The organism is Anaerococcus octavius (genome assembly GCF_900445265.1).
GTDB lineage: Bacteria > Bacillota > Clostridia > Tissierellales > Peptoniphilaceae > Anaerococcus > Anaerococcus octavius.
In genome coordinates, this window is the sequence record NZ_UFTA01000002.1 from 520,982 (window position 1) to 544,923 (window position 23,942).

At 28.9% G+C, this 23,942-nt stretch carries 27 protein-coding genes; all 27 read left to right on the top strand.

Features of this window, described 5'->3' with window-relative positions; translation table 11 throughout:
* Positions 1-54: 54 nt before the first annotated feature.
* The gene (gene ptsP / locus DY249_RS02685; RefSeq protein ID WP_115595096.1) at positions 55-1,758 is read left to right on the top strand and encodes a phosphoenolpyruvate--protein phosphotransferase; all 1,704 of its coding nucleotides are present in this window, start codon (positions 55-57) and stop codon (positions 1,756-1,758) included.
* Between the two features lie 4 nt (positions 1,759-1,762).
* Positions 1,763-2,626: a phosphotransferase gene (locus DY249_RS02690; protein WP_115595097.1), complete on the top strand. Its 864-nt coding sequence runs from the start codon at positions 1,763-1,765 to the stop codon at positions 2,624-2,626.
* Between the two features lie 86 nt (positions 2,627-2,712).
* Positions 2,713-3,549, top strand: coding sequence for a YitT family protein (locus DY249_RS02695; protein WP_101539999.1), 837 nt, complete (start codon positions 2,713-2,715; stop codon positions 3,547-3,549).
* A 249-nt stretch (positions 3,550-3,798) separates the two neighbouring features.
* Positions 3,799-4,368 carry a S1 RNA-binding domain-containing protein gene (locus tag DY249_RS02700; protein ID WP_245943491.1) on the top strand — a complete coding sequence of 190 codons (570 nt, stop codon included), beginning with the start codon at positions 3,799-3,801 and terminating at the stop codon, positions 4,366-4,368.
* Positions 4,368-5,108 (top strand): peptidylprolyl isomerase, encoded by a 741-nt coding sequence (locus DY249_RS02705; RefSeq protein WP_115595098.1) that lies wholly within the window; start codon positions 4,368-4,370, stop codon positions 5,106-5,108. Before DY249_RS02700 ends, DY249_RS02705 begins: the two co-directional genes overlap by 1 nt.
* 9 nt (positions 5,109-5,117) lie before the next feature.
* On the top strand, positions 5,118-6,500 hold the full coding sequence (locus DY249_RS02710; RefSeq protein WP_115595099.1) for a zinc-binding metallopeptidase family protein: 1,383 nt from the start codon (positions 5,118-5,120) through the stop codon (positions 6,498-6,500).
* A 1-nt stretch (position 6,501) separates the two neighbouring features.
* Positions 6,502-6,888: a DUF1292 domain-containing protein gene (locus tag DY249_RS02715; RefSeq protein ID WP_115595100.1), complete on the top strand. Its 387-nt coding sequence runs from the start codon at positions 6,502-6,504 to the stop codon at positions 6,886-6,888.
* The gene (gene mnmL, locus DY249_RS02720; RefSeq protein ID WP_115595101.1) at positions 6,881-7,825 is read left to right on the top strand and encodes a tRNA modification radical SAM protein MnmL/YtqA; all 945 of its coding nucleotides are present in this window, start codon (positions 6,881-6,883) and stop codon (positions 7,823-7,825) included. Before DY249_RS02715 ends, mnmL begins: the two co-directional genes overlap by 8 nt.
* A 2-nt stretch (positions 7,826-7,827) precedes the next feature.
* Entirely contained in the window at positions 7,828-8,247 is a 420-nt protein-coding gene (locus DY249_RS02725; RefSeq protein WP_101540004.1) for a hypothetical protein, read from the top strand.
* Positions 8,248-8,289: 42 nt separating this feature from the next.
* Complete coding sequence (locus DY249_RS02730) at positions 8,290-8,835, top strand: DUF6648 family protein (protein WP_101540005.1); 546 nt, start codon at positions 8,290-8,292, stop codon at positions 8,833-8,835.
* A 1-nt stretch (position 8,836) separates the two neighbouring features.
* Positions 8,837-9,793 carry an RluA family pseudouridine synthase gene (locus DY249_RS02735; protein WP_115595102.1) on the top strand — a complete coding sequence of 319 codons (957 nt, stop codon included), beginning with the start codon at positions 8,837-8,839 and terminating at the stop codon, positions 9,791-9,793.
* Positions 9,794-9,801: 8 nt separating this feature from the next.
* Positions 9,802-10,704, top strand: a complete 903-nt coding sequence (locus DY249_RS02740) for an ROK family protein (RefSeq protein ID WP_101540007.1) — start codon at positions 9,802-9,804, stop codon at positions 10,702-10,704.
* Positions 10,694-11,392, top strand: coding sequence for a response regulator transcription factor (locus DY249_RS02745; RefSeq protein WP_101540008.1), 699 nt, complete (start codon positions 10,694-10,696; stop codon positions 11,390-11,392). The genes DY249_RS02740 and DY249_RS02745 overlap by 11 nt, the downstream gene beginning before the upstream one ends.
* Positions 11,383-12,828 (top strand): sensor histidine kinase, encoded by a 1,446-nt coding sequence (locus DY249_RS02750; protein WP_115595103.1) that lies wholly within the window; start codon positions 11,383-11,385, stop codon positions 12,826-12,828. Before DY249_RS02745 ends, DY249_RS02750 begins: the two co-directional genes overlap by 10 nt.
* Positions 12,809-14,287: a hypothetical protein gene (locus tag DY249_RS02755; RefSeq protein ID WP_115595104.1), complete on the top strand. Its 1,479-nt coding sequence runs from the start codon at positions 12,809-12,811 to the stop codon at positions 14,285-14,287. Before DY249_RS02750 ends, DY249_RS02755 begins: the two co-directional genes overlap by 20 nt.
* 55 nt (positions 14,288-14,342) lie before the next feature.
* Positions 14,343-14,927 carry an RdgB/HAM1 family non-canonical purine NTP pyrophosphatase gene (gene rdgB, locus DY249_RS02760; protein ID WP_115595105.1) on the top strand — a complete coding sequence of 195 codons (585 nt, stop codon included), beginning with the start codon at positions 14,343-14,345 and terminating at the stop codon, positions 14,925-14,927.
* Positions 14,924-15,409, top strand: a complete 486-nt coding sequence (locus DY249_RS02765) for a YfcE family phosphodiesterase (RefSeq protein WP_101540012.1) — start codon at positions 14,924-14,926, stop codon at positions 15,407-15,409. The genes rdgB and DY249_RS02765 overlap by 4 nt, the downstream gene beginning before the upstream one ends.
* Positions 15,406-15,948: a hypothetical protein gene (locus DY249_RS02770; protein WP_101540013.1), complete on the top strand. Its 543-nt coding sequence runs from the start codon at positions 15,406-15,408 to the stop codon at positions 15,946-15,948. The genes DY249_RS02765 and DY249_RS02770 overlap by 4 nt, the downstream gene beginning before the upstream one ends.
* Before the next feature lie 10 nt (positions 15,949-15,958).
* Complete coding sequence (locus DY249_RS02775) at positions 15,959-16,696, top strand: HAD family hydrolase (protein ID WP_115595106.1); 738 nt, start codon at positions 15,959-15,961, stop codon at positions 16,694-16,696.
* A gap of 183 nt (positions 16,697-16,879) precedes the next feature.
* The gene (locus tag DY249_RS02780) at positions 16,880-17,593 is read left to right on the top strand and encodes a hypothetical protein (RefSeq protein ID WP_115595107.1); all 714 of its coding nucleotides are present in this window, start codon (positions 16,880-16,882) and stop codon (positions 17,591-17,593) included.
* 32 nt (positions 17,594-17,625) lie between these two features.
* On the top strand, positions 17,626-18,120 hold the full coding sequence (gene ruvC / locus DY249_RS02785; protein ID WP_101540016.1) for a crossover junction endodeoxyribonuclease RuvC: 495 nt from the start codon (positions 17,626-17,628) through the stop codon (positions 18,118-18,120).
* The gene (ruvA, locus tag DY249_RS02790; RefSeq protein ID WP_115595108.1) at positions 18,120-18,707 is read left to right on the top strand and encodes a Holliday junction branch migration protein RuvA; all 588 of its coding nucleotides are present in this window, start codon (positions 18,120-18,122) and stop codon (positions 18,705-18,707) included. Before ruvC ends, ruvA begins: the two co-directional genes overlap by 1 nt.
* A 9-nt stretch (positions 18,708-18,716) precedes the next feature.
* Positions 18,717-19,724 carry a Holliday junction branch migration DNA helicase RuvB gene (gene ruvB / locus DY249_RS02795; RefSeq protein WP_115595109.1) on the top strand — a complete coding sequence of 336 codons (1,008 nt, stop codon included), beginning with the start codon at positions 18,717-18,719 and terminating at the stop codon, positions 19,722-19,724.
* On the top strand, positions 19,725-20,747 hold the full coding sequence (gene queA / locus DY249_RS02800; RefSeq protein WP_115595110.1) for a tRNA preQ1(34) S-adenosylmethionine ribosyltransferase-isomerase QueA: 1,023 nt from the start codon (positions 19,725-19,727) through the stop codon (positions 20,745-20,747).
* Positions 20,748-20,756: 9 nt separating this feature from the next.
* On the top strand, positions 20,757-21,875 hold the full coding sequence (tgt, locus tag DY249_RS02805; RefSeq protein ID WP_115595111.1) for a tRNA guanosine(34) transglycosylase Tgt: 1,119 nt from the start codon (positions 20,757-20,759) through the stop codon (positions 21,873-21,875).
* Positions 21,875-22,135, top strand: coding sequence for a preprotein translocase subunit YajC (locus DY249_RS02810; protein WP_245943493.1), 261 nt, complete (start codon positions 21,875-21,877; stop codon positions 22,133-22,135). Before tgt ends, DY249_RS02810 begins: the two co-directional genes overlap by 1 nt.
* 75 nt (positions 22,136-22,210) lie before the next feature.
* Positions 22,211-23,941, top strand: coding sequence for a single-stranded-DNA-specific exonuclease RecJ (recJ, locus tag DY249_RS02815; protein WP_115595113.1), 1,731 nt, complete (start codon positions 22,211-22,213; stop codon positions 23,939-23,941).
* Position 23,942: the final 1 nt, after the last annotated feature.

The window sequence follows — 23,942 nt, forward strand, 5'->3', positions numbered from 1 at the left end:
TTAAGGATACTGATTAGTATCCTTTTTTTTATAAATAATTAAGAAAGGTTAAAAATGACTACTGAATACAAGGGAATAAAGGCTAGTAATGGTATAGCCATTGGTACAATATATTTATTTAATAGAGTAGAAGTTGTAGTTGATGATTCTAAAATAGATGAAAGCATGGTTGATGATGAAAAAAAACGTGTAAAAGCTGCAATTGATGATTATATAAATGAATTAAATGACACAAATGGTGCAAATGAAGCGCAGATAAATATTGCAAATGCACATAAAGAATTACTTCAAGATCCATATTTTTCAGATACAATAGATGCAAAAATAGCCAAAGAATTTAAAAATTCAGAACTTGCACTTAATGAAACAATTAATGAAATGGTAGAAATAATGAGCCAAATTGATGACGAATACTTAAAAGAACGTGCAAGTGACTACAAGGATATAGGATACCAATTAATGTATAAACTAAAAGGAATTAAACCAAAAGACTTATCATTAATTGAAAAAGGATCCATAGTTATTTCAAAAGAACTAACACCATCTGATACTTCTAATATGAATAAAGAAAATGTTATTGGATTTGCAACTGATTTGGGTGGAAAAACTAGTCACACATCAATAATTGCTCAAACATTAGATATTCCTGCCTTAGTAGGTATGCAAGATATATCAAGCAAAGTAAAGGGTGGAGAAAAAGCTATAATTGATGGTGATGAAGGAATAATAATTCTTGATCCTAGCGATGATTTAATTGCTGAATATGAAATAAAAGTAAAAGAGCAAAAAGAAAAACGTGAGAGATTACAAGAAGTAAAAGATAAAGAAGCGATTACAAGTGATGGCAAAAAGGTAGAAGTTTCTGCAAATATAGGAAACATAGAGGACTTGAAAATTGCCATCAATAACGGCTGTGATGGTGTAGGATTATTTAGAACTGAGCTTTTATATATGGAAAGTGATCACTTTCCAACAGAAGAAGAACAATTTGAAGTATATAAAGAAGCCACACAAATGCTAGGCGAAAAACCACTTATAATTAGAACTTTAGATATTGGTGGAGATAAGGGACTAGATTATTTCAACTTTCCAGTAGAAGACAATCCTTTTTTAGGATATAGAGCTATCAGACTTTGCTTAGATCGCGAAGATATATTTATAACACAGCTAAAAGCTTTGATGAGAGCATCTGCATTTGGTAATCTAAAAATAATGATTCCAATGATTATTAATATTACAGAATTTAAAAGAACATTGGAATTAATAGATGAAATTAAAAAAGAATTTGATGAAAATGGAGTAGATTATAACAAAGACCTAGAAGTTGGAATTATGATCGAAACACCAGCATCAGTATTTATGGCTGATAAATTTATAAAATATGTTGATTTCTTTTCAATAGGTACTAACGATTTATCACAATATACTCTTGCAGTTGATAGAGGTAATGAAAATATATCAGAATTATATTCAAATTATAATCCAGCTGTTTTAAGAGCTATCAAACGTGTAATTGATGAATCTCACAAGGCAGGCAAATGGACAGGTATGTGTGGGCAATTTGCATCTGATACTCAAGCTACAAAATTACTTTTAGGATTAGGTCTAGATGAATTTTCAGCGTCTTCTGCAAAAATTGCAGAAGTTAAGGATACTATTATAAAATCTAGTCAAAAAGAGGAAGAAGAATTTGCAAATGCTCTATTAGATATTGAAAGCCCTGAAGAAGTAGAAGAAAAGGTAAAAAAACACAATTGATCAAATGCCAGTTTATATTAAAAATCAAATTAAAAATATAAATTATTTTAAAAATAATGGTATTAAAATAAAAGAAATAAATTTCATTAATCATGATAGGTATAGGGTTATGACAGAAAATCAAAAATTTGTTGTAAATTTATATGATAATGATACTTATCCAAAAATTGAGACTCTGGGGTTAAATAAGGAAGATATATTAGAAAAAGGTCAACTTGATCAAAATAATATATATCAAGTAAGTAAGTTAAATAAAATAACTAATCTTTATGATTATTTAAAAAATCATAGCAAAAAAGATAACTATGATTTGGGTTTTAAGTTTGGAAAGATTCTTAAAAAAGTTCATGGTATTCCAATAGATGAAAAAGTAAATTGGTTTGAGATATTTAATACTAGAGCCAACTATCTTTTTTATATGCATGGAGTAAATGAATATATAGGCGATGATGACTATATTTTAATAGATTATATAAATGCAAATAAACACCTTACAAAAAATGTCAATCAAAGATATATTTTTAATAAATTAAACTATGAAAATATTCTTATAGATGAAAACGGAAAAATAAGTATCTTTGGTTTAGATTTTAATAAGGTTGGAGATAGAGTGTATGATTTTGCAAGAATAAATTATTTTGCATTAGAATCTGAAGAATTTGTAAAAGGATGTTTTGACAGCTACTTTAAAGAAACAAAAGTTCCGGTTAAGTTTTATAGACTGTTAGCTTTATATGCCGCTTATAATATCTTGTATGATATTGTAGAATATAGAGACAGTGATAAGTGTGCATATAATAAAGAAGAAATAGATGACCTTTTAAAAATCTATGATGATTTCAACACTTTTATTCCAACTTGGCTTTAAAGAGGGCTTTATGCCTTCTTTTTTATGTGTCAATTGAATTTAAGAGTGATCTATGGTAAGCTTTTATTGTCAATTGGAGGTAATGTATGAAAAAGAATATCAGTATTTTTGTAGGATCTATATTATTTGCAGTTGGAGTATATTTCTTCCTTCTACAACATAATATAGCGGCAGGAGGTATTTCGGGGATTGCTCTTATACTTTCAAATTTATTTGGTTTTAATGTTGGTACAATAAACTTAATCTTAAATGCTATTGTATTAACTCTTGGTGCTATTTTTATAAGTGTAAAGTTTGTAAAAAGATCGATATTATCAGCTGCAACTGTATCAATATCCTTGATACTTTTAGAAAAAATTTTTCCTAATACTATATTAACAGATGATATAATTCTTAACGCTGTTTTTGGTCCTTTGATAATATCACTTGGTATGGGACTTATATTCTATAACGGAGGATCTACAGGAAGTACTGATGTTATAGCTACCATAATTAATAAGTACACAAATATACCTATACATATAAGTTTATTTGCAACAGATTTTATAGTAATTATCTTTTCGATTTTTGTAATTGGATTTGAAAAATCATTATATGCAATATTAGTAATTATGATTCAAGACATGGCCTTAAATAATGTTATACAAGGTCTTGGTAGAAAAATTGCAATATTTGTTATAAGTGATAAATATGAAGAAATAAATGAACTATTAATTAATAAATACCGTAGAGGGGTAACTTTACTTCATGCAGAGGGTGGCTTTACTGGTAGAGAAAAAAAATTAATACTTACAATATCTACTAATAGAAGATATCCTTTAATTAGAGAAGATATTCTAGAAACAGATGATAAAGCATTTATATTTACACATACTATTTCAGAAGTCTTTGGGGAAGGATTTACAACAAAAGAGTTAGGTTAGGAGATAATTATTAAAGAATTTAAAATAAAAAGATTTAATAAAAATAAGGCATATTTAGCAACTAAATTTGGAGATGCTGTTATTGACAAAAATGAAGTCAAGGATAAAAACCAGGGTGATCGTGTAAAAGCTTATATTTATCAAGACTTAAATAATGTTTTAAGAGCGGCTACAGATTTTCCTTATGAAATTAATAAAGTCTATGAGCTAAAAGCGGTTAAGATAGACAAAAAGGGTGTATATTTTCAAATGCCAAATAAAAATCATATATTTATGCCTTTTTCTGAAAGAACATATAGAGTTATTTTAGATATGACTTATCCTGTAGCCTTTAAAGTTGATAGCAATGGGGAAATTTATCTTACCTCGAAGATTAGAGATTTATTAACTACAGACCATGATTTTCATGAAAATGATGAAGTTAGTGGCAGAATTTATTCTATAAATAAATCTATAGGAGCTTTTGTAGCAATAGATAACAAGTACGACTCACTTTTAAGAATAGATGAGCTTAAAGGAGTTTTTGTTGAAGGTGAATTGGTACATGCTAGGGTAAAAGAAGTAAAAGATGATGGTAAGATAGAGCTATCTTTAAGGCAAAGAGCCTATCTAGAAATAGATAATGATAGTGATAAAATACTAGATTATCTTTATGAAAATGGTGGCTTAGCTTATTTATCAGACAAATCTAGTCCATCAAAAATCAACAAAATATTTGGCATGAGTAAATCAAGCTTTAAACGTGCTATTGGAAGATTATATAAGAACAATGATATCAAAATTTTTGATAACAGAATAGAATTAGTAAAGAGGATATAATGACAGAAAATAAATTATTAGCAGAAGTAAATGGTAAACAAATATTTTTAAGCGATGTATATGAATTAATGCAAGGTATGCAAGATAGTGAAAGATTCAATAACGAAGAAGGTATTCACGTTCTTACAGATGAACTCATCAACCAAGAACTAATTTTAAAAGATGCTAAAGAACAAAAGTATGATCAAGATGATGAGTTTATTGAAGAACTAGAAACTGTAAAAGATAATATGCTTAAAAATTATGCTATGCATAAACTTTTTGATAATATAGAAATATCAGATGATGAATTAAAAGAATATTATGAAAAAAATAAAGAATCATTATTCTCACCGGTAACATACACAGCTAGTCATATTTTGATAGAAGATTTAGAACAAGCAAATAAAATTTATGAAGAAATAAATGAAGGTCTAGATTTTGCTAAAGCAGCTGAAGAATATTCTAAGGATCCATCAGCTAATAATGGTGGACAATTAGGAACATTTCCTAAGGGTGTTATGGTAAAAGAATTCCAAGAAGGACTTGATTCTATGGAAGTGGGAGAAATTTCAAAACCAGTTAAAACACAATTTGGCTACCACCTAATAAAATTAGATGATAAAAAAGAAAAAAATACTAGCTTTGAAGAAATTAAAGATCAAGTTAGATCAACTTATGAGATGATAAAAAGACAAGAAGTATATGTAGAATTAGTAAATAAATTAGCAAAAAATGCTGAGGTTAAAAAATTCTACTAGGCAAAGCTTATGGATTATGATAATTTAAATAGTAATCTAAAATATAATATTGAGCATACTATGGGATATGCAGATGTAGAAACATCTACAGATCTAGTAAATAAGTTTATATTAGAAAAAGCCAATGACCACAATTATGAAGTCATAGACTTATTAGATTCTTACTATATAAAAAAAGGTGTGTCACCAAAGGCTATCATTCATCTAAATACTGATTCCAATTTTTTGCATAAAAATTTGGAATTGGATCAAAACGATGGAGCGAGGATTATAGCAGGCAAAAATATATATTTATTTAATGCTATTTTTGTTATAGCAGCTCTTTTGGATTTATCTACAAATGATTTTGATGTATTAATCACTAATAATAATATACAAAAAGATATAAAAAATTACAGTAGTTTAAAAGATATAATTAGATCTGATAATGTTATTAACCTTAATCTACATCAATCAAGATGTATAGCTGATGAATTCAGTGCTCTAAATTTATTAAATATAAAAGTTCCAGTTCTTAGAAAAGAACTGGAATATTCTTTTAAAACCTTTAGATTATCTTTGAATAATCTAATAGGTGGACATACTGGTGAAGACTTAGATAAGGTTAGAGTTAACTCTATTAAAGCTACAATGGGTTTGGTTAGAAAAATAAAATCTAAAGTAGATTTAGATATATTAAAACTTCAAGGTGGAGATAGATACGATTATATACCTAATTTTGCCAGTGTAGATTTTGCAATAAATTGCCAATATGAAAATGAATTAATTAATACATTCAAACTTTATAAAAATGAATACATAGAAAAGAATCTGAAATATGAGCCGGATATGGATATTGATTTAAGTGAAATAACTGTTTCAAATATAAATCCCATATCTGATGCGTCATTTAGCTACCTATCATCATTTGTAGAATTAATACCTACTGGTGCTTATGCAGTAAATTCAAATAACAATCAATTGATAAGCTCTTTAAATTTATCTACGGTAAGGACATTTGAAGATTATATAAACTTTATAATCGTATTAAGATCTCTATCAGAAGAAAGCATGAATGAGATGTTAGAAAAAGTTAAGACTGCAGCAAGTATAAGTAATAGTAAAGCCTTAACAGGATTAAGCTTACCTAGATGGAAAAATTCTGACACTAGTCTTACAGAAATATTTACCAAATCCTATGAAGAATTGACCGGTGATCAGTTAGAAGTAGTTAAAACTCAATATTCACTGGACTCCAGCATGATATTTTTTGACTTAGATGTTAAGATTGTATCATTAGGGGTAGAATATAAACAAAGAGATGATAATACGTTTTTTACAGATTTAGCAGATATAATTGCTGTTATAAATGTTATAGATAACGTATTAACACATATTAAAATAAGGAGCTAATATGACAGAAAAAATTGAACTTCATGGACATGAATTAGAATTTCAAAAAAATAGCGGTAAAGCTGTTATTGAAATAGACTTAGGAGAAGTATCTGACGAATGCTACTTAGTAGATGTTTTTTCGGTAGACGGAACAGACTATGTAGCACTTATTTCTAGTGAATCTAATGAAATTTATATTTTCTATTATGAAGATTCTTTTGAAAATGATGAAATAGATTTAAAAGTTGTAGATGATGAAGAAGAATTGGATAAAGTATTCCATTTATTTACTCACTATTGGGATGACGAATCATTAGATAAACTTGTAGATGATTATGATAATGACATCGAACATTTTGCTGATGATGAACAAGTAATAGAGGATAATGATACACTAGATGAATAATCCTTATTATTCAATTAGCCAGTACTATAAAGATACCTACGGGCAAAAGGTTTATAAATTGCCAGTAAAACTTTCACTAACTTGTCCAAATAGAGATGGAGCAACTTGTTATGGCGGCTGCATATTTTGTGGAGAGAGTGGAGGGAGCTTTGAAAATCTACCTTCATATATGACTGTAGATGAGCAATTAGAAAAAAATAAAGATTATATAGGCTCTAGGTATAAAGCAAAAAAGTTTATTGCATATTTTCAAAATTTCACCAATACTTATATGTCTTTGGAGGAATTTAAACAAGTTATTAGTGCTTGTGACAAGGATTATATAGTAGCAGTTTCTATTTCAACCAGATCTGATTGTATAACAGAAGATAAACTAATATTTTTAGAAGAATGGTCAATTGAAACTGACAAAGATATTGTTTTTGAATTAGGATTACAGACTTCAAATTATAGGACCTTGGAAATTTTAAATAGAGGTGAGGACTTAGCTGATTTTATATATGCATGCAATTTGATAAATAGATATAATTTTAGAATATGTACGCATGTAATCTTGTCCCTACCATGGGATGATATAAAAGATGTTAGGCAAACTGCTAGAATTATAAATGCTTTAAATATAAAAGAAGTTAAGATTCATTCATTATTTATAATAAAAGATACAAAACTTTATCAAATGTATGAGAATAATGAATTTGAAATGCCAAGCAAAAACGACTATGAAGTAAATGTAATAGAATTTTTAAGAACAATTAATCCAGATATAGCTGTCCAAAGACTTGTAGGTAGAGCACCACAAGAAGAAACATGTTTTTGTAACCGGGATACTTCTTGGTGGCTAATAAGAGATGAAATCATTGAAACTATGAATAAAAACGGATATATCCAAGGAGATAAATCCGAACGTATAATTTTTGATAAAATCAAGGGGGTATAAGAATGATTTATTATGTACTAGGACAATCAGGAACAGGAAAAACACAATATCTTGTAGATAAAGCTAATAAAGATAAAGAAAATAATTTAAACAATATTGTTTTTGTCAACACTGATGATGATAAAACTAGAATTTTAGATCACAAGGTAAGAGTAATTAATGCAAAATCTTATGGTATTTGCTGTATATGCTCACTAAAAGGATTTATTGCTGGTATATTAGCTCGTGACTACGATATTGGAAAAGTTTATGTTGATGGAATCTATGATATACTTGATTTAGATAGCGAAAATTTAGAAAAATTAACAAATGAACTAAATGAACTTTCTGAATATGCAAAAGCTGACATCTATCTTGGATTAAACTGGTCAAAAGACGATATCCCTGAATCAACTAAAGCTAATATAATTGAAGTTGAATAATATAATGGTGTTTGACCGTCTCTTAGAGGCGGTTTTTTAATTATGATGAATGAAAATGAAAAATTGGAGCTATTTGAAACTTTCAGAAAGGAATCCATAGATTTATTGGAAGAATCAAAGGTAGATAAGGAAACATTCCTATCCGCCAATCTAGCTTTTTTAGACAAACTTAATCTCAAACCTTTTACATCTATTAAAAGTACAAGAGAAGCCTTATATAATTATCATTATTACAATCTCTTGGCTAAAAAATCAAATTTAGAAGCTCAAAAAATAATTCACAATCCCAAAAAGAAGAAACAATATGTTAAACGTATAAATCAAAGGGAAAATTATTACTACCTAAAAGATATAGCTACTCTTAGATTTTTAGAGATTATTGACTATAAAAATATAGAAAGTTATTACATAATTTTAAAGTCTAATAGGTTAAAAGGAGAAATTTTTGAAATCCATGTCAAGTCCATGCAACAGGCTATACTTCACTCTAAAAATAAAGTGATTTTACAAAAATTAAGAGAACACAAAGTTTTTGATGAAGAAGAAAGACAATCATTAATTGATTCTTATGTAAATAAAACATATTAATATGATAGAAATAGTTATTACAAAAAATGATGCTAACCAAAGATTTGATAGATTTTTAAGAAAGTACTTTGAAAATGCACCCTTGTCAGTTATACAAAAAAATATCCGTAAGAAGAACTTTAAAATAAATGATAAACGTGCCAAGGCTGATACATATGTTTATGAAAATGATAGAATAAAAATGTATATATCAGACGATAATTATAATAAATGGCTTACAAGAACTGATTTTAAACCGACAGACTTTGATCTTGATATAGTTTTTGAAGATAAAAATATTATAATAATGGATAAGGAAAGCGGACTATTGACTCACTCAACAAGTAAAGCAGACTATGGAAATAATTTGGTTGATAATATGCTTTCTTACTTATATAAAACTAAGCAAGTAGATAAAAGTGTAAAAACTTTTAATCCGGCTGTAGTAAATAGACTTGATAGAAATACTGCTGGTTTAGTAATAGGGGCGAAAAATGCGAATGCTCTTCGATCTTTAAATAAAGCTATTAGAGAAAGTGAAATTGAGAAGTATTATCTAACAATTGTTAAAGGTGAAATAACCGATGACTTTACTATTGATACAACAATAAGTAAAAATGAAAATAAGAATAAGATAAAAAGTTCTAAAGATGGTTCGAGAATAATCACTCACTTTAAGTCAATTGAAACAAATGGCAAATATACTTTATTAGAATGTAAGCTGATTACAGGTAAAACCCATCAGATAAGATTTTCCTTAGGCAAAAACAATACTCCTATTATAGGTGACAGAAAATATGGAGATAAGAAGACTAACAAACTATTAAATGATAAATTTAAAATAAATAACCAAGTATTATTAGCTTACAAATTGAAATTTAATAATATAGAAAAATTAGGATATTTAAAAGATAAAACTTTTATATCTAAGAAAACAAGTGATATAGAAAAATTAAAGGGTCAAGTTTTTGATTTATAGGTAAAAAAATGGATAAAGTAATAGGGATAGACCTTGGTGGAACAAAAATAAATGCCTGTCTAATAAATAAAAATGGAGATATTTTACAAAGATCAAATGTAGAAACTCAAGCTAAAAGGGGTAAAGACACAGTTTTATCAAATATAAAAAAATCAATTATGAAATTAGACTATAAAGATGCTATCGCTATAGGTATAGGCACGCCTGGATTTATAGATGCAGAAAATGGAATAATAACATTTGCTGGTAATATAGAAGGTTGGACAGGTTTAAATTTAAAACATGCTGTAGAAGAATTTGTTGATATACCAGTTTTTGTAGAAAATGATGCAAATATTGCTCTTTTAGCAGAAAAATGGCTAGGTACTGGCAAAAATTATGAAGATATAGTTATGGTTACCCTTGGCACTGGAGTTGGTGGTGCAGTTTATAATGAAAAATCTGGATTACTTTCAGGATCTCATTTTCAAGGAGCAGAACTAGGACATATAATCTTACATCCAGGTGGAGATTATTGCACTTGTGGTCAATATGGATGTGTGGAAGCATATTGTGCAGGAAGTGCTCTTGTTAAAGCTTATGAAAAACTAACTGGTCAAGTTTTATCGGGTGAAGATATATTAAAGAATGTATCCAAGGATCTTGCAGCTCAAAAAGTTTTGGAAAACTACCAAGCTGATCTAGCTTATTTTTTAACTAGTCTTAGAAATATATTTGATCCCTCAGCAATAATTATTGGTGGAGGAGTTATTAATTCAAAGGAAATTTGGTGGGATGGTATGATTGAAAAGTTTAAGGAAGTTTGCAATAAAACTGAAAGTATAGACATTTTACCAGCTAAATTTTTGAATGATTCAGGTGTAATCGGTGCAGGGAAAATTGCTTTTGAAAGGATAAATAATGGAAAATAATAAGGTTCTAATCCTAGATGATGAAGACGCTATAAGACAATTTATGAAGATAAATTTAGAATACCAAGGCTATCAAACTGTAGAAGCTGCCTCAGGTGAAGAAGCCATAAGAGTATTTGAAGAAGAAGATCCAGCAGTAGCTATATTAGATGTTATGCTACCTGGGATAAGTGGTTTTGATGTATGTGAAGCCATACGCGAAAAGTCTCCTAGAACTGGGATAATTATGGTTTCAGCTAAGTCGCAAGATATAGATAAGATATTGGGGTTAGAACGTGGAGCAGATGATTATATAATAAAACCATTTAATCCTCAAGAATTGATTTTAAGAGTAAGGTCACTTATGCGTAGAGTAAATTTAAGTACAGTTGAAAAAGAAAATAAAGATACCAATACACTTTCAGATGGTCCATTTACCTTAGACCTATACTCTAAAAGTTTTTATAAAAATCAAAATGAAATAGATGTTACACCAACTGAATTTGCTATCCTTAAAAATTTCATACAAAATAAGGGAAAGGCAATGACTCGTGATGAAATTATGGAACAAACTTGGGGTGAAAATTATAGCAATGATACAAAAATTGTTGATGTAAATATAAGAAGAATAAGAGCCAAAATAGAAGAAGATCCAGCAAAACCTCAATTTATAGAAACGGTATGGGGCACAGGTTATAGATGGAAGTAGAAAGAAAAAATAAGTTATTAAAAGCAAATAATTCTTACAGACAAACCATTATTAGGATAATTATGCTATTTGTAGTTACAGTAGTTATAGGTTTTGAAATATTTGCCTATAACAGTATTAGAAATTACTATGAATCAGCACTGATTGGATCAATGCAAAATCAAGCAAGAATTAGTCAATTACAATTTAATACTTATATGAATAGATATGATTTATCAGAAATTATTATTGGTGATAAGAATGCATTTTATAGAAATAATGAAACTCAGGTACAAATTTTGGATAATTCCGGAGTAGTTCTTTTTGATTCTCAAGCGAGCAATCAGGTTGGAACAAAGCTTGGAAAATCTGATGTAAATGAAGCTAGAGAAGGCAAGCAAAGTACTTATAAAAGTCGCAATGAACTCACTAACGAAGAAATAATTTCTCTATCTTATCCTCTAAATTCTAACGATAATCAAGCAGGTATATTAAGACTAACATCTTCTATGACAAAGGTAAATTATAAGATAAGAAAAGATATGTATTTTTACATAATATTTGGTACTATTGTAAGTATCCTTGCTTTTTTTGTATCACTTATAGCATCCAGGCGAGTTATAGCTCCTATATTGGATTTAATAAATGTATCTGAAAAACTTGCTGCAGGTGACTTTAAGCAAAAAGCGGAAGTTAAAGGTAAAGACGAATTATCTGAACTGGCTTCTACAATTAATTTTATGAGTGATAGCATTGTAAAAAGAGAAGATATGAAAAACGAATTTATTTCGTCTGTATCTCATGAATTAAGAACACCTTTAACATCTATCAAAGGCTGGGCTATTACCCTTCAATCTAAGGACATCCAGCAAAATGCTGATATGCTTAATCAAGGGCTTTCAATTATCGAAAGTGAAGGCGACAGACTTTCAATGATGGTTGAGGACTTGCTTGACTTTTCTAGACTACAATCTAGTAATTTCAAATACGATAAAGATAAAATTGATATTATCGAACTAGTAAAACAAGTTCATACACAATTAGCACCAAGAGCTATAAATGAAGGGATAGAGTTCACTTTTACTAGTATATATAAGTCTATAATGGTTTATGCTGATAAAAATCGTATGAAAGAAGTTTTTATAAATATTATAGATAATGCAATTAAATTTACAAGTGAAGGTGGCAAAATAGATATACTAATAGATCAGATTGACGATAATGTATCAGTAACTGTAAAAGACAATGGTGAAGGAATAAAGGAAGATGAGATAGCTTTTGTATCTAGTAAGTTTTATAAGGGAAGCTCATCCAAATCTCAAACAGGTTTAGGTTTATCTATTTGTGAAGAAATAATTAAAGGACATTATGGAAAATTAATTATAAAAAGTAAGTACGGCTCAGGTACATCAGTTATTGTAGAAATACCGAGGTTAGATGATGACAAAAAAGATTAAGTACTTATTGGGATTTTTATTTGTAATATTTTTAACTGCTTGTTCAAATTCCAAATCCCAAGATTTAAGTGATTTGATACAAACTCCAGAGCTAGCAAATCCTGTTTTGGAAGGAACATGGCAAGTTAGTAAAGTAGAGGATATTACAGATAATACAAATGGCCAAGCACCAGATATAGGATCAAAACTGTATATTGATAAAAATTTAGTGGCAATGGATGACGAATATGCATTTCCGCCTACATTTACATCAAAATATGTAAATTTATATGAATATCTAGCCAATAGAGGCTATGACTTTGAAAAAATAGATAAAAATGAATCGGCTGTAGTTGTAAATGCAACTCAGGGTCAGTTTTTTGCTAGAGATTTTGTAATAAGAAGTGAAGATGAGATATTTTTTATAGTAGATGATAAAATAGTCTATTTATCAAAACTTGCAAAAAATGTAGACCAAGAAATCATCGATAAATATACAGCCTTAGCTAGCAAGGAGAGAATAGATACAAATGAAGATGACGAAGCGAATGAGGATACAGCTTTACTATTAGGTGTAAGGGAAAGAACGGATTCTAACAATGGCAAGCAAGATTATGACTATTACACATACTTTGTAAAAATAAATCCTGATGGAGAAGCAATTGTAAAAAAATCAAAAGATATTTTCCTAAGAGGGCAAAATGAATATTGGAAAGTAAGATCTTTAAAAAGCAAAGTAACCGGTTTGTATGACAATATAGAAGCTTATCCAGCTAGAATAGAAAATGAAATGAATAAGCAAGAAAATATAGATAAATATAGCTTTAAAGATTTCTCAAAAGATATAAGAATTAATTTTGCGGATATGAACTATATATCATTTTCTTATAATACAGATATCTCAAATAACACAATAAATAAGTATGGGGTATTAAGAACAGGAGATCTTGAATCTAATAAACTTGTAAATATAGATGAATTTACAGGAGAAGAAGACGCCAGTGAACAATTTGAAGAAATGGTTATAAACGAAGCTGCCAGTAAGGTTTCAGATATTAATCCGGAAAAAATAATAATTGACACATCAGATTTTGGCTTAGTAAGAGATAATGGTATTTGGACAATACAGACATCTCTTTATACAAAAGAAGGTCAACAAAGAACATCTAGTCAGATACCAATAAGAAACTATGTTGAGGAAAATTCTTCTGTACAAACCATTATAACGAGAGATCAGGTTAGAAATATAAACGCCCAAGAAAAAGACTATTTAGTTCTTGAAAATGGAAATTATATGATAATCCAAACCACTGATGAGATTTTATTTCATAAAATTGTCGATGGAACAATAGAAAAAATTCCTTTCTTTTCAATACAAACTCCAAATCCAACATCATTAATATCATTGGACCAACAAAGTGGAGCTAATGTGGAAAGTCTTGAAGAAGATTTTATAAGTAACAATGAAATAGTTGACTAAAATTAATTTATTGAAAGACTTTTTGTAAAATGTTATCATATTTCTAGGAGATAATATGGAATTAGTATTTGCAAGTGGAAATATAGATAAAGTTAAACAGGTAAAATTAATATTAAAAGATGTTGATATTAAGACACCTGAAGACTATAATATTAAAAATTTTGAAGTGGATGAAGATGCTCCAGATTTAAAGGGGAATGCATACAAAAAAGCAAAAGTTCTTTATGATTTAATAAGTAAACCGACTATAGCTGATGACACTGGTTTATTTGTAAATGCCTTGGATGGCAAACCTGGAGTTTATTCTCATAGATATGCTAGTGAAAATCCTAGCTATAAGGAAAATAGGGACAAGCTTTTAGCTGAACTTTCAGAAAAATCTGATCGTAATGCGTATTTTCAAACGGTTTTATGCTTTATAGATAAAGATGGCAATGATCACTATTTTTCTGGAAAACTTCCTGGTACTATAACTAAAGAAGAAATTGGGGATTATGAATTTGGATATGATCAAATATTTATGCCAGAAGGCTCAACAAAAACTTTAGGAGAAATGACTAAGGATGAAATAAACCAAATATCTCATAGAGGCAAAGCTTTTGAAGAGTTTAAAGAATATTTATATAGGTTAAATAAATGAAAGTTTTGGTAACTAGTGATACTCACGGTTTTTATTCGCCTATTAGTGACTATTTATTAGACCACGAAGATATAAAATTATTACTACATGCAGGGGATGGTGCATCAGATGTAGAAAATATTCATTATGAAACAGATATTAATTACGAGTTTGTCAAAGGAAATAATGATTATTTATCAGATGCACCTTATGAAAAAGTGGTGGAAATAGAAAATATAAGAATTTTTATCACTCACGGACATACTTACAATGTATATTATACAGATAATGAAATATTAAAACGTGCAAAGGAATTATCCTGCCAAATTGCTATATTCGGACATACCCATCAGTGTGTAAATACAATTAAAAATGATATAAGAATCTTAAATCCAGGTTCAATTAGTTTACCAAGAGATAATAATTATGGTTTTTTTATACTGGATATAAATGGTGATTCTTATGAAATAACAAGAATTCAAACAAATAAGGAGTTTAAATGACAGGATTACTTAATCTTATCGCACAATATTCATCAAAATTAAATATATTACCAGTAATAGTAGCGATGAATATAATAATTACTATCCTTATTCACTTTTTATCAAAGAGAAAAATAGTGAAATTTTTTCCTTCTTTTGCTTTAGGAATTATTTCTATTCTTTTATTAATATATTCATTAAATATATTTACAAGTCCACATGGGCTTGACTTAACTTGGATAGCTGTGTTTTTAGGAACTAGTGCTCTAGTTGGAATATTCACATGTTTTATAATTGATTTGATAAAATCAATAAGAAGTACAAATCTAGAATTAAATAATAACGAAGTTTATGTTGCTCAAAAAACAAGAACTGATAAAAAGAGAAAGGACAAAAATAATAGCAGAGTAGCAAAAAAATCTAGTAAAGATCACGATAACAAAAAATCATCTAGCAAATATTATACAAAAAAAATTAAGGCAAATCCAAATGGAGAAGTAAAAGCAAGCAAGAAAATAAATACTAAAGATATGATAATCTTTGAATCTGAAGAAGAATAAAGGTGATTTTATGGAAAAAGCAGCATTTTTTGATATAGATGGTACTCTTTTTAGAAACAGTTTATTAATTGAGCATTTTCTACTTTTAACTGCAGATGGGGTTATTGAAGAAGATGCTTGGCGCAATGAAATAGGTCCTTTATATGATAAATACGAAAATAGGTTAGGTGCCTATGAAGACTACCTAGACAAAGCATCATTAGTTTACCAACAAAAACTTGCTGGTATTGACCGAGATACTATAGATAAATATTCAAAAATAGTTATAGAGCAAAATAAAAATAAAGTATATAGAATAACAAAAAAAGCTGTAGAATACCATAAAAAGCAAGCTTTTAAAATATTTTTTATATCAGGGTCTCCAATGTTTTTGGTAGAACAATTTGGAAAAATTTATGGAGCTGATGAAAGTATATCAACCCTTTATGAATTTGATGAAATGAATACTTTCACTGGGAAAGTAACTCCAATGCGGGATAGCAGAAGCAAATTAGGGGCTGTAATGAACCTAACAAAGAAGTATAATCTAAATTTAGACGACTCATTTGCCTATGGAGATACAAATGGAGATATTACTATGTTCCAGTTAGTAGGAAATCCCCATGCAATAAATCCATCATTTGAGTTAATTAATAAGTTATATACTGACAGTGATTTGAGAACAAAAACTGTCATAGATATTGAAAGAAAAGATGTAAACTACAGTTTTAGATTAAGCGATATGAAAGCAAATTTTAAAAAGTTTTAAAAATTTTGATGTATAAAATTTTATTTTTAAAATCTTATAAGCTAAATTGTAAGTTAAATATGCAATAATAAAGTAATAGTGCATATTTTTGCTAATAATTTAGTTTTTTTTATTCTTACGATAAATATATCTAAATAATTATAAGTTTAATTATGTTAGAATAGTAACACGAGGTAATAGATAATGAAGGCAGAATTAAATGAACAATATCCAATAATTGAAAAACTTGAATATAATTTTTTGATAAATGAAGATATATACTCATTTAATACACTTATGTCTTTATTATATGACAAAAATTTTGTAAAGTTTTCTAAAAATGATTACTATGTAAAAGACTATGTTATAAAAAATTTAAAAAAATATTTTCGGAATTTAAGTGATATAGATCAAATTGCCATGACTTTAGAAAATCTTGTTACTGACGATTTAAATAGATATGAATTTTGGATTTCAGTAAAAGCTCAGTATAGAGCATTTAAAGATAAAAAAATGATAGATGACTTGGAATGTGACATTATAAACGATTTGGGTGTAAATTTTTTAATGGATAATTTTTATCCTACAATAAATAAAAATGACCCAAAACTTGTAGAATTAGCTGACAAATACAAGGTAAATATATATAATGACAAAAATTTAGTATCAAAGCTAAAAGAAAATATGGGCATATACTGTGATTTGAAAATAAAATCAAAAATTTATACTTTAGATCAAACTACCCATAAGCAACTTAGATTTGATACAAGTAGTATCTATACAGAAGATATTACCATCACCCAAACAAAAAAGATTTATGAGAAATCACAGTCATATTTATACAAATCTATTGTAGACATTTATGCGGAATATTATTTTAGAGGACTGTTAAGAGAAGTATTAGAAAGATATCAATAGAGCTTATATAAGCTCTTTTTAATTTAAAAATTATGAGAATATTAGGAATAGATCCAGGCATTGCAATCATGGGTTATGGCGTGGTTGATTTTGATGCAAATAAGGTTAAAGTAATAGAAAATGGTGTAATTACAACATCTAGCAAGACAAAAACACCGGAGAGATTAAATATTTTATATGATAATTTAGATGAAATTATAAGTGAATTTAAGCCAGATGAATTTGCCATCGAAGAATTATTTTTTAATCAAAATGTAAAAACAGCTATTACGGTTGGACATGCTAGAGGTATACAAGTACTTTGTGCACAAAAAAATAATTTGCCAATTTATGAGTATACACCGTTGCAAATAAAACAAGCTATAACAGGCTATGGTAGAGCAACAAAAAGTCAAATGCAAAAAACTGTTACTACATTATTAAATTTAAAAGAAATACCAAAACCAGATGATGCAGCAGATGCATTAGCTGTTGCCCTTTGCCATGCACTAAGTCTAAGATTTAAAGAAAACTTTAGGATGAATTAATGATTTCATATATTATAGGTGATGTAAGAGTAATTAATGAAGAAGATTTTATAATTGAAAATAATAATATTGGTTATCAAATTAAGTCTTCATTATCAACCCTTGCACAAATAGAATTGAATAATGAGTACAAAATATACACTTCCCTGCAAGTTAGAGAAGATGATATGAGCTTATATGGTTTTTTTTCCAAAGATGAACTTGAGATGTTTTTGCTATTGACATCAGTTTCTTCTATCGGGCCTAAGAATGCTATAACAATATTATCTTCACTTGGTGTAGAAGAAATAAAATTGGCTATAGCAAATAATGATATCGATGCTCTTATAAAGGCAAAGGGAGTTGGCAAAAAAACAGCCAGCCGAATTATATTAGAATTAATGGATAAGGTTAAACTTATGCCAATGTCTAATAAAAAAAGCACAAATTCACCACTTCCTAAAAATGAAGACTTGGATGTGGCAAAAGAAGCTTTACAAAATCTTGGATATGCACAAAATGATATAGCAAATGTATTAAATGAGCTAAAGGATATGGACTTATCACTTGAAGATTTAATAAAAGAAAGCTTAAAAAGACTTATTTAGGGGAAGTTTATGTATGATGAAAATGAAAGAATAGTTGGATCTAATGAATTAAAAGAAGATTTAACTAATGAAAATTCAATAAGACCTAAGTGGTTAAAAGATTATATTGGTCAAGACAAGGTAAAAGAAAAATTAGATATTTTTATAAAATCATCTCTTTCAAGGCAAGACCCCTTAGATCATGTACTATTGCAAGGACCACCAGGACTTGGGAAAACTACACTTTCATCAATAATTGCAAATGAACTTGGAGTAAACCTAAGGGTAACAAGTGGTCCTGCTATAGAGCGTCCCTCAGATCTAGCAAGTATTCTTACAAATCTTCAACATGGGGATGTTTTATTTATTGATGAAATTCATAGGATAAATCGTTCCGTAGAAGAAATTTTATACTCTGCTATGGAAGATTTTGTTTTGGATATAATTGTGGGGAAGGGACCAAATGCACAATCAATAAGGATAGATTTAGAAAAATTTACCTTAGTTGCTGCTACAACTAGAGCAGGACAATTATCAGCACCCTTAAGAGATAGATTTGGAGTGATGCTGTCATTAAATCTATATACTGCTGAAGATTTAACAACTATTATAAAAAGATCAGCTAGTATTTTAGATATAGAAATAGACGATGAGGGAGCTTATGAGATTGCGAAAAGGTCAAGAGGTACTCCTAGGATAGCAAATAGACTTTTAAAAAGAGTTCGTGATTATGCTATAGTTAGGAAAGAAAGTAAAATAGACTGGCTAACTAGCAAGGAAGGTCTAAATTTACTTGAGATAGATGATATGGGTCTAGATACTATGGACAAAAAAATTGTTATGACCATGTATCAAAACTTTAATGGAGGCCCAGTTGGCATTGACACAATAGCAGCTTCTACAGGCATAGAAAATGTTACTATAGAAGATGTATATGAACCATATTTATTGCAAATAGGATTTTTATCAAGGACACCACGAGGACGTGTTCTAACAAAGAAAGCCTATGATCATTATGGATTAGTTTACGAGGATTAGATGAAAACAGACGATTTTGATTATTATTTACCAGAAGAATTGATAGCCCAACATCCAGCAGAAAAAAGAGATCATGCTAGAATGCTTGTTCTAGATAGGAAAACAGGACAAACAGAAGATAAGTATTTTTACGATATTATTGATTACTTAAATCCAGGTGATGTTTTAGTAATGAATGATACAAGAGTAATACCTGCTAGACTATTTGGTCATAGAGAGGGTAAAGAAGAGTCTATAGAAGTATTTTTATTACATAACACCAAAGGTAAAACTTGGGAATGCTTGGTTCGCCCAGGCAAAAAAATGAAAATAGGCACAAAAATTATATTTTCAGAGGAATTAAAAGCTGAAGTAAAAGATATAAAAGAAGACGGAAATAGAATTATAGAATTTTTTTATGAAGGTATTTTCAATGAAATATTGGATAGACTTGGAAATGTACCTCTTCCACCATATATAAAAGAAGAATTAGATGAGCCAGAAGAATACCAAACAGTATATTCAAAAAATCCTGGATCTGTTGCGGCACCAACAGCTGGTTTGCACTTTACTAAAGAACTTTTAGAAGATATAGAAAATAAGGGAATTAAACTAGCTTATTTAACTTTAAATGTAGGCTTAGGTACTTTTAGACCTGTAAGTGTAGAAGATGTAAACGATCATAAAATGCATAGTGAGTTTTATACAATTAGTCAAGAAACTGCTGATATAATAAATGAAGCTCATGAAAATGGACATAGAGTTATAGCTACAGGCACTACAACCATTAGAACTCTAGAATCAGTTTATAAAAAACATGGCAAAGTTACGGAGGATTCTGGTTGGACAGATATATTTATATACCCTGGATTTGAATATAAAGTTATTGATGCCATGATAACTAATTTTCATTTACCAAAATCAACCTTAGTTATGCTAGTCGCAGCATTTACTTCTAAGGATATGATATTAGATACTTATAAACATGCTGTCGATGAAAAATATAGATTCTTTAGTTTTGGTGATGCAATGTTTATTCATTAAGGAGATATTTTGGGACTAACATTTGAAGTTATAAAAAAAGATAAAAATTCAAACGCTAGGGTAGGAGTAATCCATACTGCTCATGGAGATATACCTACACCAATATTTATGCCAGTTGGGACTCTTGGCACTGTAAAAACAATGTCAGTAGAAGAGCTAAAAGAAATGGATGCCAAAATTATTTTAGGAAATACCTACCATCTATATTTGAAACCTGGCATGGATATAATGAAAAAAGCTGGTGGCCTTCACAACTTTATGAACTGGGATAGACCAATACTTACAGATAGTGGTGGTTTTCAAGTTTTTTCATTAGCTGAACGTAGAAAAATAAATGAAAATGGGGTTGAATTTCGATCACACATAGATGGATCAAAGCACTTTTTCACACCAGAAAAGGCTATCAGCATACAAAATGATATTCATTCAGATATAATGATGAGTTTTGACGAATGTGTAGAAGCTCCAGCTGATTATGGTTATGTTAAACAATCGATGGAACGTACCATTCGTTGGGCAAAAAGAGGACTTGACTATCATAAAGAACATTCTCATCCAGATCAATCATTATTTGGTATAGTCCAAGGAGGCATGTATAAGGATCTAAGAGAAAAATCTGCATGTCAAACAACTGCTATGGACTTTGATGGTTTTTCAATAGGAGGACTATCAGTAGGGGAAACTAAAGAAGAAATGATTGATATATTAAATTTTACAACTCCACTGCTACCAGAAAACAAGCCAAGATACAATATGGGTGTAGGTACGCCAGATTATTTGTTTGAATCATATCAAGCAGGTATAGATATGGCTGACTGTGTATTGCCAACAAGAATTGCGAGAAATGGAACTGCATTGACATCTCAAGGACGTTTAGTTGTTAGAAATGCGGTTTATAAAGATGATTTCTCGCCTATAGACCATGCTTGTGATTGTTATACATGTAGAAATTATTCTAGAGCTTATTTAAGACATTTAATAAATGCCAATGAAATTTTGGGAGCTAGATTATTAACCTACCACAATCTTTACTTCCTACTAAAATTATGTGAAAATATCAGACAATCTATAATGGAAGATAGATTTTTAGAATATAAAGAAGAATTTTATAGTAAATACGGATACTAATGAAACTAGAATATATAATATTAATTATTCTTCTATTCGGGTTTTATGAAAAGTCTTTAAAAGACAATAAAATACATAGAAAAAATAGAGAATATGTTAATGATAATCTTAAAGTAGGATCTAAAATAACAACTATTTCCGGTATTATTGGAGAAGTAACAAATATACAAGGAGAAGTTGTAACTATTTTATCAGGTGAATATGATAGTGCTACAAAATTAAAAATAAAAAAATCTGAAATAGAAAATATACTTTCATAAGAGGCAGTTAATGTCTCTTTTATTTTATAAAAAATTAAAAAATGGTATAATTTTCCTATTAGGAAGGGTGATGCAGTGAGTAATTGGTTTATATATAACAAAAAAGATAATTATTTAAATAACTTAAAACATGACAATATTTCAAAGCTAGAGGCCTTGATACTAGCAAATCGTGATATAGTAGATGATCAAACTGTAGAAATGTTCTTAAATCCCAGTCTTGAAAAAATGCATGACCCATTTTTGTTAAGAGATATGGATAAGGCTGTAGATTTAATAATAGAAACTATGAAAAATGGTGGAGAAATTAGAATATTTGGCGATTATGATCAAGATGGTATAGCATCCGTAATGACTCTTTTAGATGGTTTACTTTTTTATTATGACAATATTAGCTATGATATACCTCAAAGAGTAAAAGAAGGCTATGGTATTTCTACTGCTATGGTAGAAAAAGCCATATATGACAAAGTTAGCCTAATAATTACCTGTGATAATGGTATAACGGGTTTTGATCAAATAAAACAATTAAAAGAAGCGGATTTAAATGTTATTGTAACTGACCACCATGAAATAGAAACATCCAATGATGGCGAATGGGCAAAACAAGTTTTACCCGAAGCTAATGCTGTTATTAATCCAAAAAGAATAGACCAAGATTATCCATTTACTGATCTATGTGGAGCTGCAGTTTGCTTTAAATTAATGTCAGCTTTATTTAAAAGATTAGATGGAGATTATGAATATTTGTATGGATTATTAGAATATGTAGCTATGGGCACAGTTTGTGACATAGTATCTCTAACTGATGAAAATCGTATATTTGTTATTGAAGGTATAAAAAGATTAAATTATACAGATAAACTTGCTATAAAAGCAGTTTTAGAAGAAAGCTCCTGGACAAAAGAAATTGATGTTTATACACTTGGATTTATTCTAGGTCCAACAATGAATGCTACTGGTAGATTATCTTCAGCAAAAATGGCCATAGAGCTTTTAATGGAAGAAGACATAGATAGGATATATGAACTTGCTAAGCAACTAGTAGATCTAAATAATGAACGAAAAAAACTTACCCAGGAGGGACTAGATAAGTGTTTGGCAATTATTGAAGAGAATGATTACTATGACAAGGATGTAATAGTTGTTTACGAGCCAAGCATAAATGAATCTATTTGCGGAATAGTGGCCGGACGTATAAAAGAAAAATATTATAGACCAACTATTATACTTACAAACTCAAGCACACAAGGTCTAGCTAAGGGATCTGGTAGGTCTATAGAAACTTATAATATTTATAAAGAAGTTTTGAAATTTAAAGAAAATTTAGAATCTTTTGGTGGTCATCCTATGGCCTGTGGACTTTCTATAAGCATAAATAATATTGATTATTTGAGAAATTTTTTAAATAATAATTCAACATTAACAAAAGCTCAAAAGCAAAAAACAATTAATATTGATAAGGCAATTGATATTTCAAAATTATCACTAGAATTTGCAGAAAGTTTAAATAAACTAACACCTTTTGGGAAAGATTTTGAAAAACCAATTTTTGCAGATAAGAACGTGGATATAGCTCAAGTAGCCATGATTGGTAAAGACAAAAAAACTATGAAACTATCCCTTCATAAAAATGGTGTCTATATAAATGCTATTAAATTTAATGCAGTTGATCAATACAATTATTTAAAAACAAAGTTTAATGGAAATATTGAAGGAAAGAAAATTGATGTAGTCTATTACCCAGATATAAATGAGTTTAGAGGCAATAGAAATCTTCAGTTAAAACTTATTGATATTAGATGAG

Bases quoted from the DNA above. Each gene is read 5' to 3' on its own strand.
- DY249_RS02745 (WP_101540008.1), top strand. From the start codon at position 10,694: ATGGAAAATAATAAGGTTCTAATCCTAGATGATGAAGACGCTATAAGA.
- ruvB (WP_115595109.1), top strand. From the start codon at position 18,717: ATGTATGATGAAAATGAAAGAATAGTTGGATCTAATGAATTAAAAGAA.
- DY249_RS02810 (WP_245943493.1), top strand. From the start codon at position 21,875: ATGAAACTAGAATATATAATATTAATTATTCTTCTATTCGGGTTTTAT.
- queA (WP_115595110.1), top strand. From the start codon at position 19,725: ATGAAAACAGACGATTTTGATTATTATTTACCAGAAGAATTGATAGCC.
- DY249_RS02780 (WP_115595107.1), top strand. From the start codon at position 16,880: ATGAAGGCAGAATTAAATGAACAATATCCAATAATTGAAAAACTTGAA.
- DY249_RS02755 (WP_115595104.1), top strand. From the start codon at position 12,809: ATGATGACAAAAAAGATTAAGTACTTATTGGGATTTTTATTTGTAATA.
- ptsP (WP_115595096.1), top strand. From the start codon at position 55: ATGACTACTGAATACAAGGGAATAAAGGCTAGTAATGGTATAGCCATT.
- DY249_RS02775 (WP_115595106.1), top strand. From the start codon at position 15,959: ATGGAAAAAGCAGCATTTTTTGATATAGATGGTACTCTTTTTAGAAAC.
- ruvA (WP_115595108.1), top strand. From the start codon at position 18,120: ATGATTTCATATATTATAGGTGATGTAAGAGTAATTAATGAAGAAGAT.
- DY249_RS02690 (WP_115595097.1), top strand. From the start codon at position 1,763: ATGCCAGTTTATATTAAAAATCAAATTAAAAATATAAATTATTTTAAA.
- DY249_RS02700 (WP_245943491.1), top strand. From the start codon at position 3,799: ATGCCAAATAAAAATCATATATTTATGCCTTTTTCTGAAAGAACATAT.
- ruvC (WP_101540016.1), top strand. From the start codon at position 17,626: ATGAGAATATTAGGAATAGATCCAGGCATTGCAATCATGGGTTATGGC.
- DY249_RS02730 (WP_101540005.1), top strand. From the start codon at position 8,290: ATGATGAATGAAAATGAAAAATTGGAGCTATTTGAAACTTTCAGAAAG.
- DY249_RS02715 (WP_115595100.1), top strand. From the start codon at position 6,502: ATGACAGAAAAAATTGAACTTCATGGACATGAATTAGAATTTCAAAAA.
- DY249_RS02740 (WP_101540007.1), top strand. From the start codon at position 9,802: ATGGATAAAGTAATAGGGATAGACCTTGGTGGAACAAAAATAAATGCC.
- DY249_RS02725 (WP_101540004.1), top strand. From the start codon at position 7,828: ATGATTTATTATGTACTAGGACAATCAGGAACAGGAAAAACACAATAT.
- DY249_RS02705 (WP_115595098.1), top strand. From the start codon at position 4,368: ATGACAGAAAATAAATTATTAGCAGAAGTAAATGGTAAACAAATATTT.
- rdgB (WP_115595105.1), top strand. From the start codon at position 14,343: ATGGAATTAGTATTTGCAAGTGGAAATATAGATAAAGTTAAACAGGTA.
- DY249_RS02735 (WP_115595102.1), top strand. From the start codon at position 8,837: ATGATAGAAATAGTTATTACAAAAAATGATGCTAACCAAAGATTTGAT.
- DY249_RS02750 (WP_115595103.1), top strand. From the start codon at position 11,383: ATGGAAGTAGAAAGAAAAAATAAGTTATTAAAAGCAAATAATTCTTAC.
- DY249_RS02695 (WP_101539999.1), top strand. From the start codon at position 2,713: ATGAAAAAGAATATCAGTATTTTTGTAGGATCTATATTATTTGCAGTT.
- mnmL (WP_115595101.1), top strand. From the start codon at position 6,881: ATGAATAATCCTTATTATTCAATTAGCCAGTACTATAAAGATACCTAC.
- DY249_RS02765 (WP_101540012.1), top strand. From the start codon at position 14,924: ATGAAAGTTTTGGTAACTAGTGATACTCACGGTTTTTATTCGCCTATT.
- DY249_RS02710 (WP_115595099.1), top strand. From the start codon at position 5,118: ATGGATTATGATAATTTAAATAGTAATCTAAAATATAATATTGAGCAT.
- DY249_RS02770 (WP_101540013.1), top strand. From the start codon at position 15,406: ATGACAGGATTACTTAATCTTATCGCACAATATTCATCAAAATTAAAT.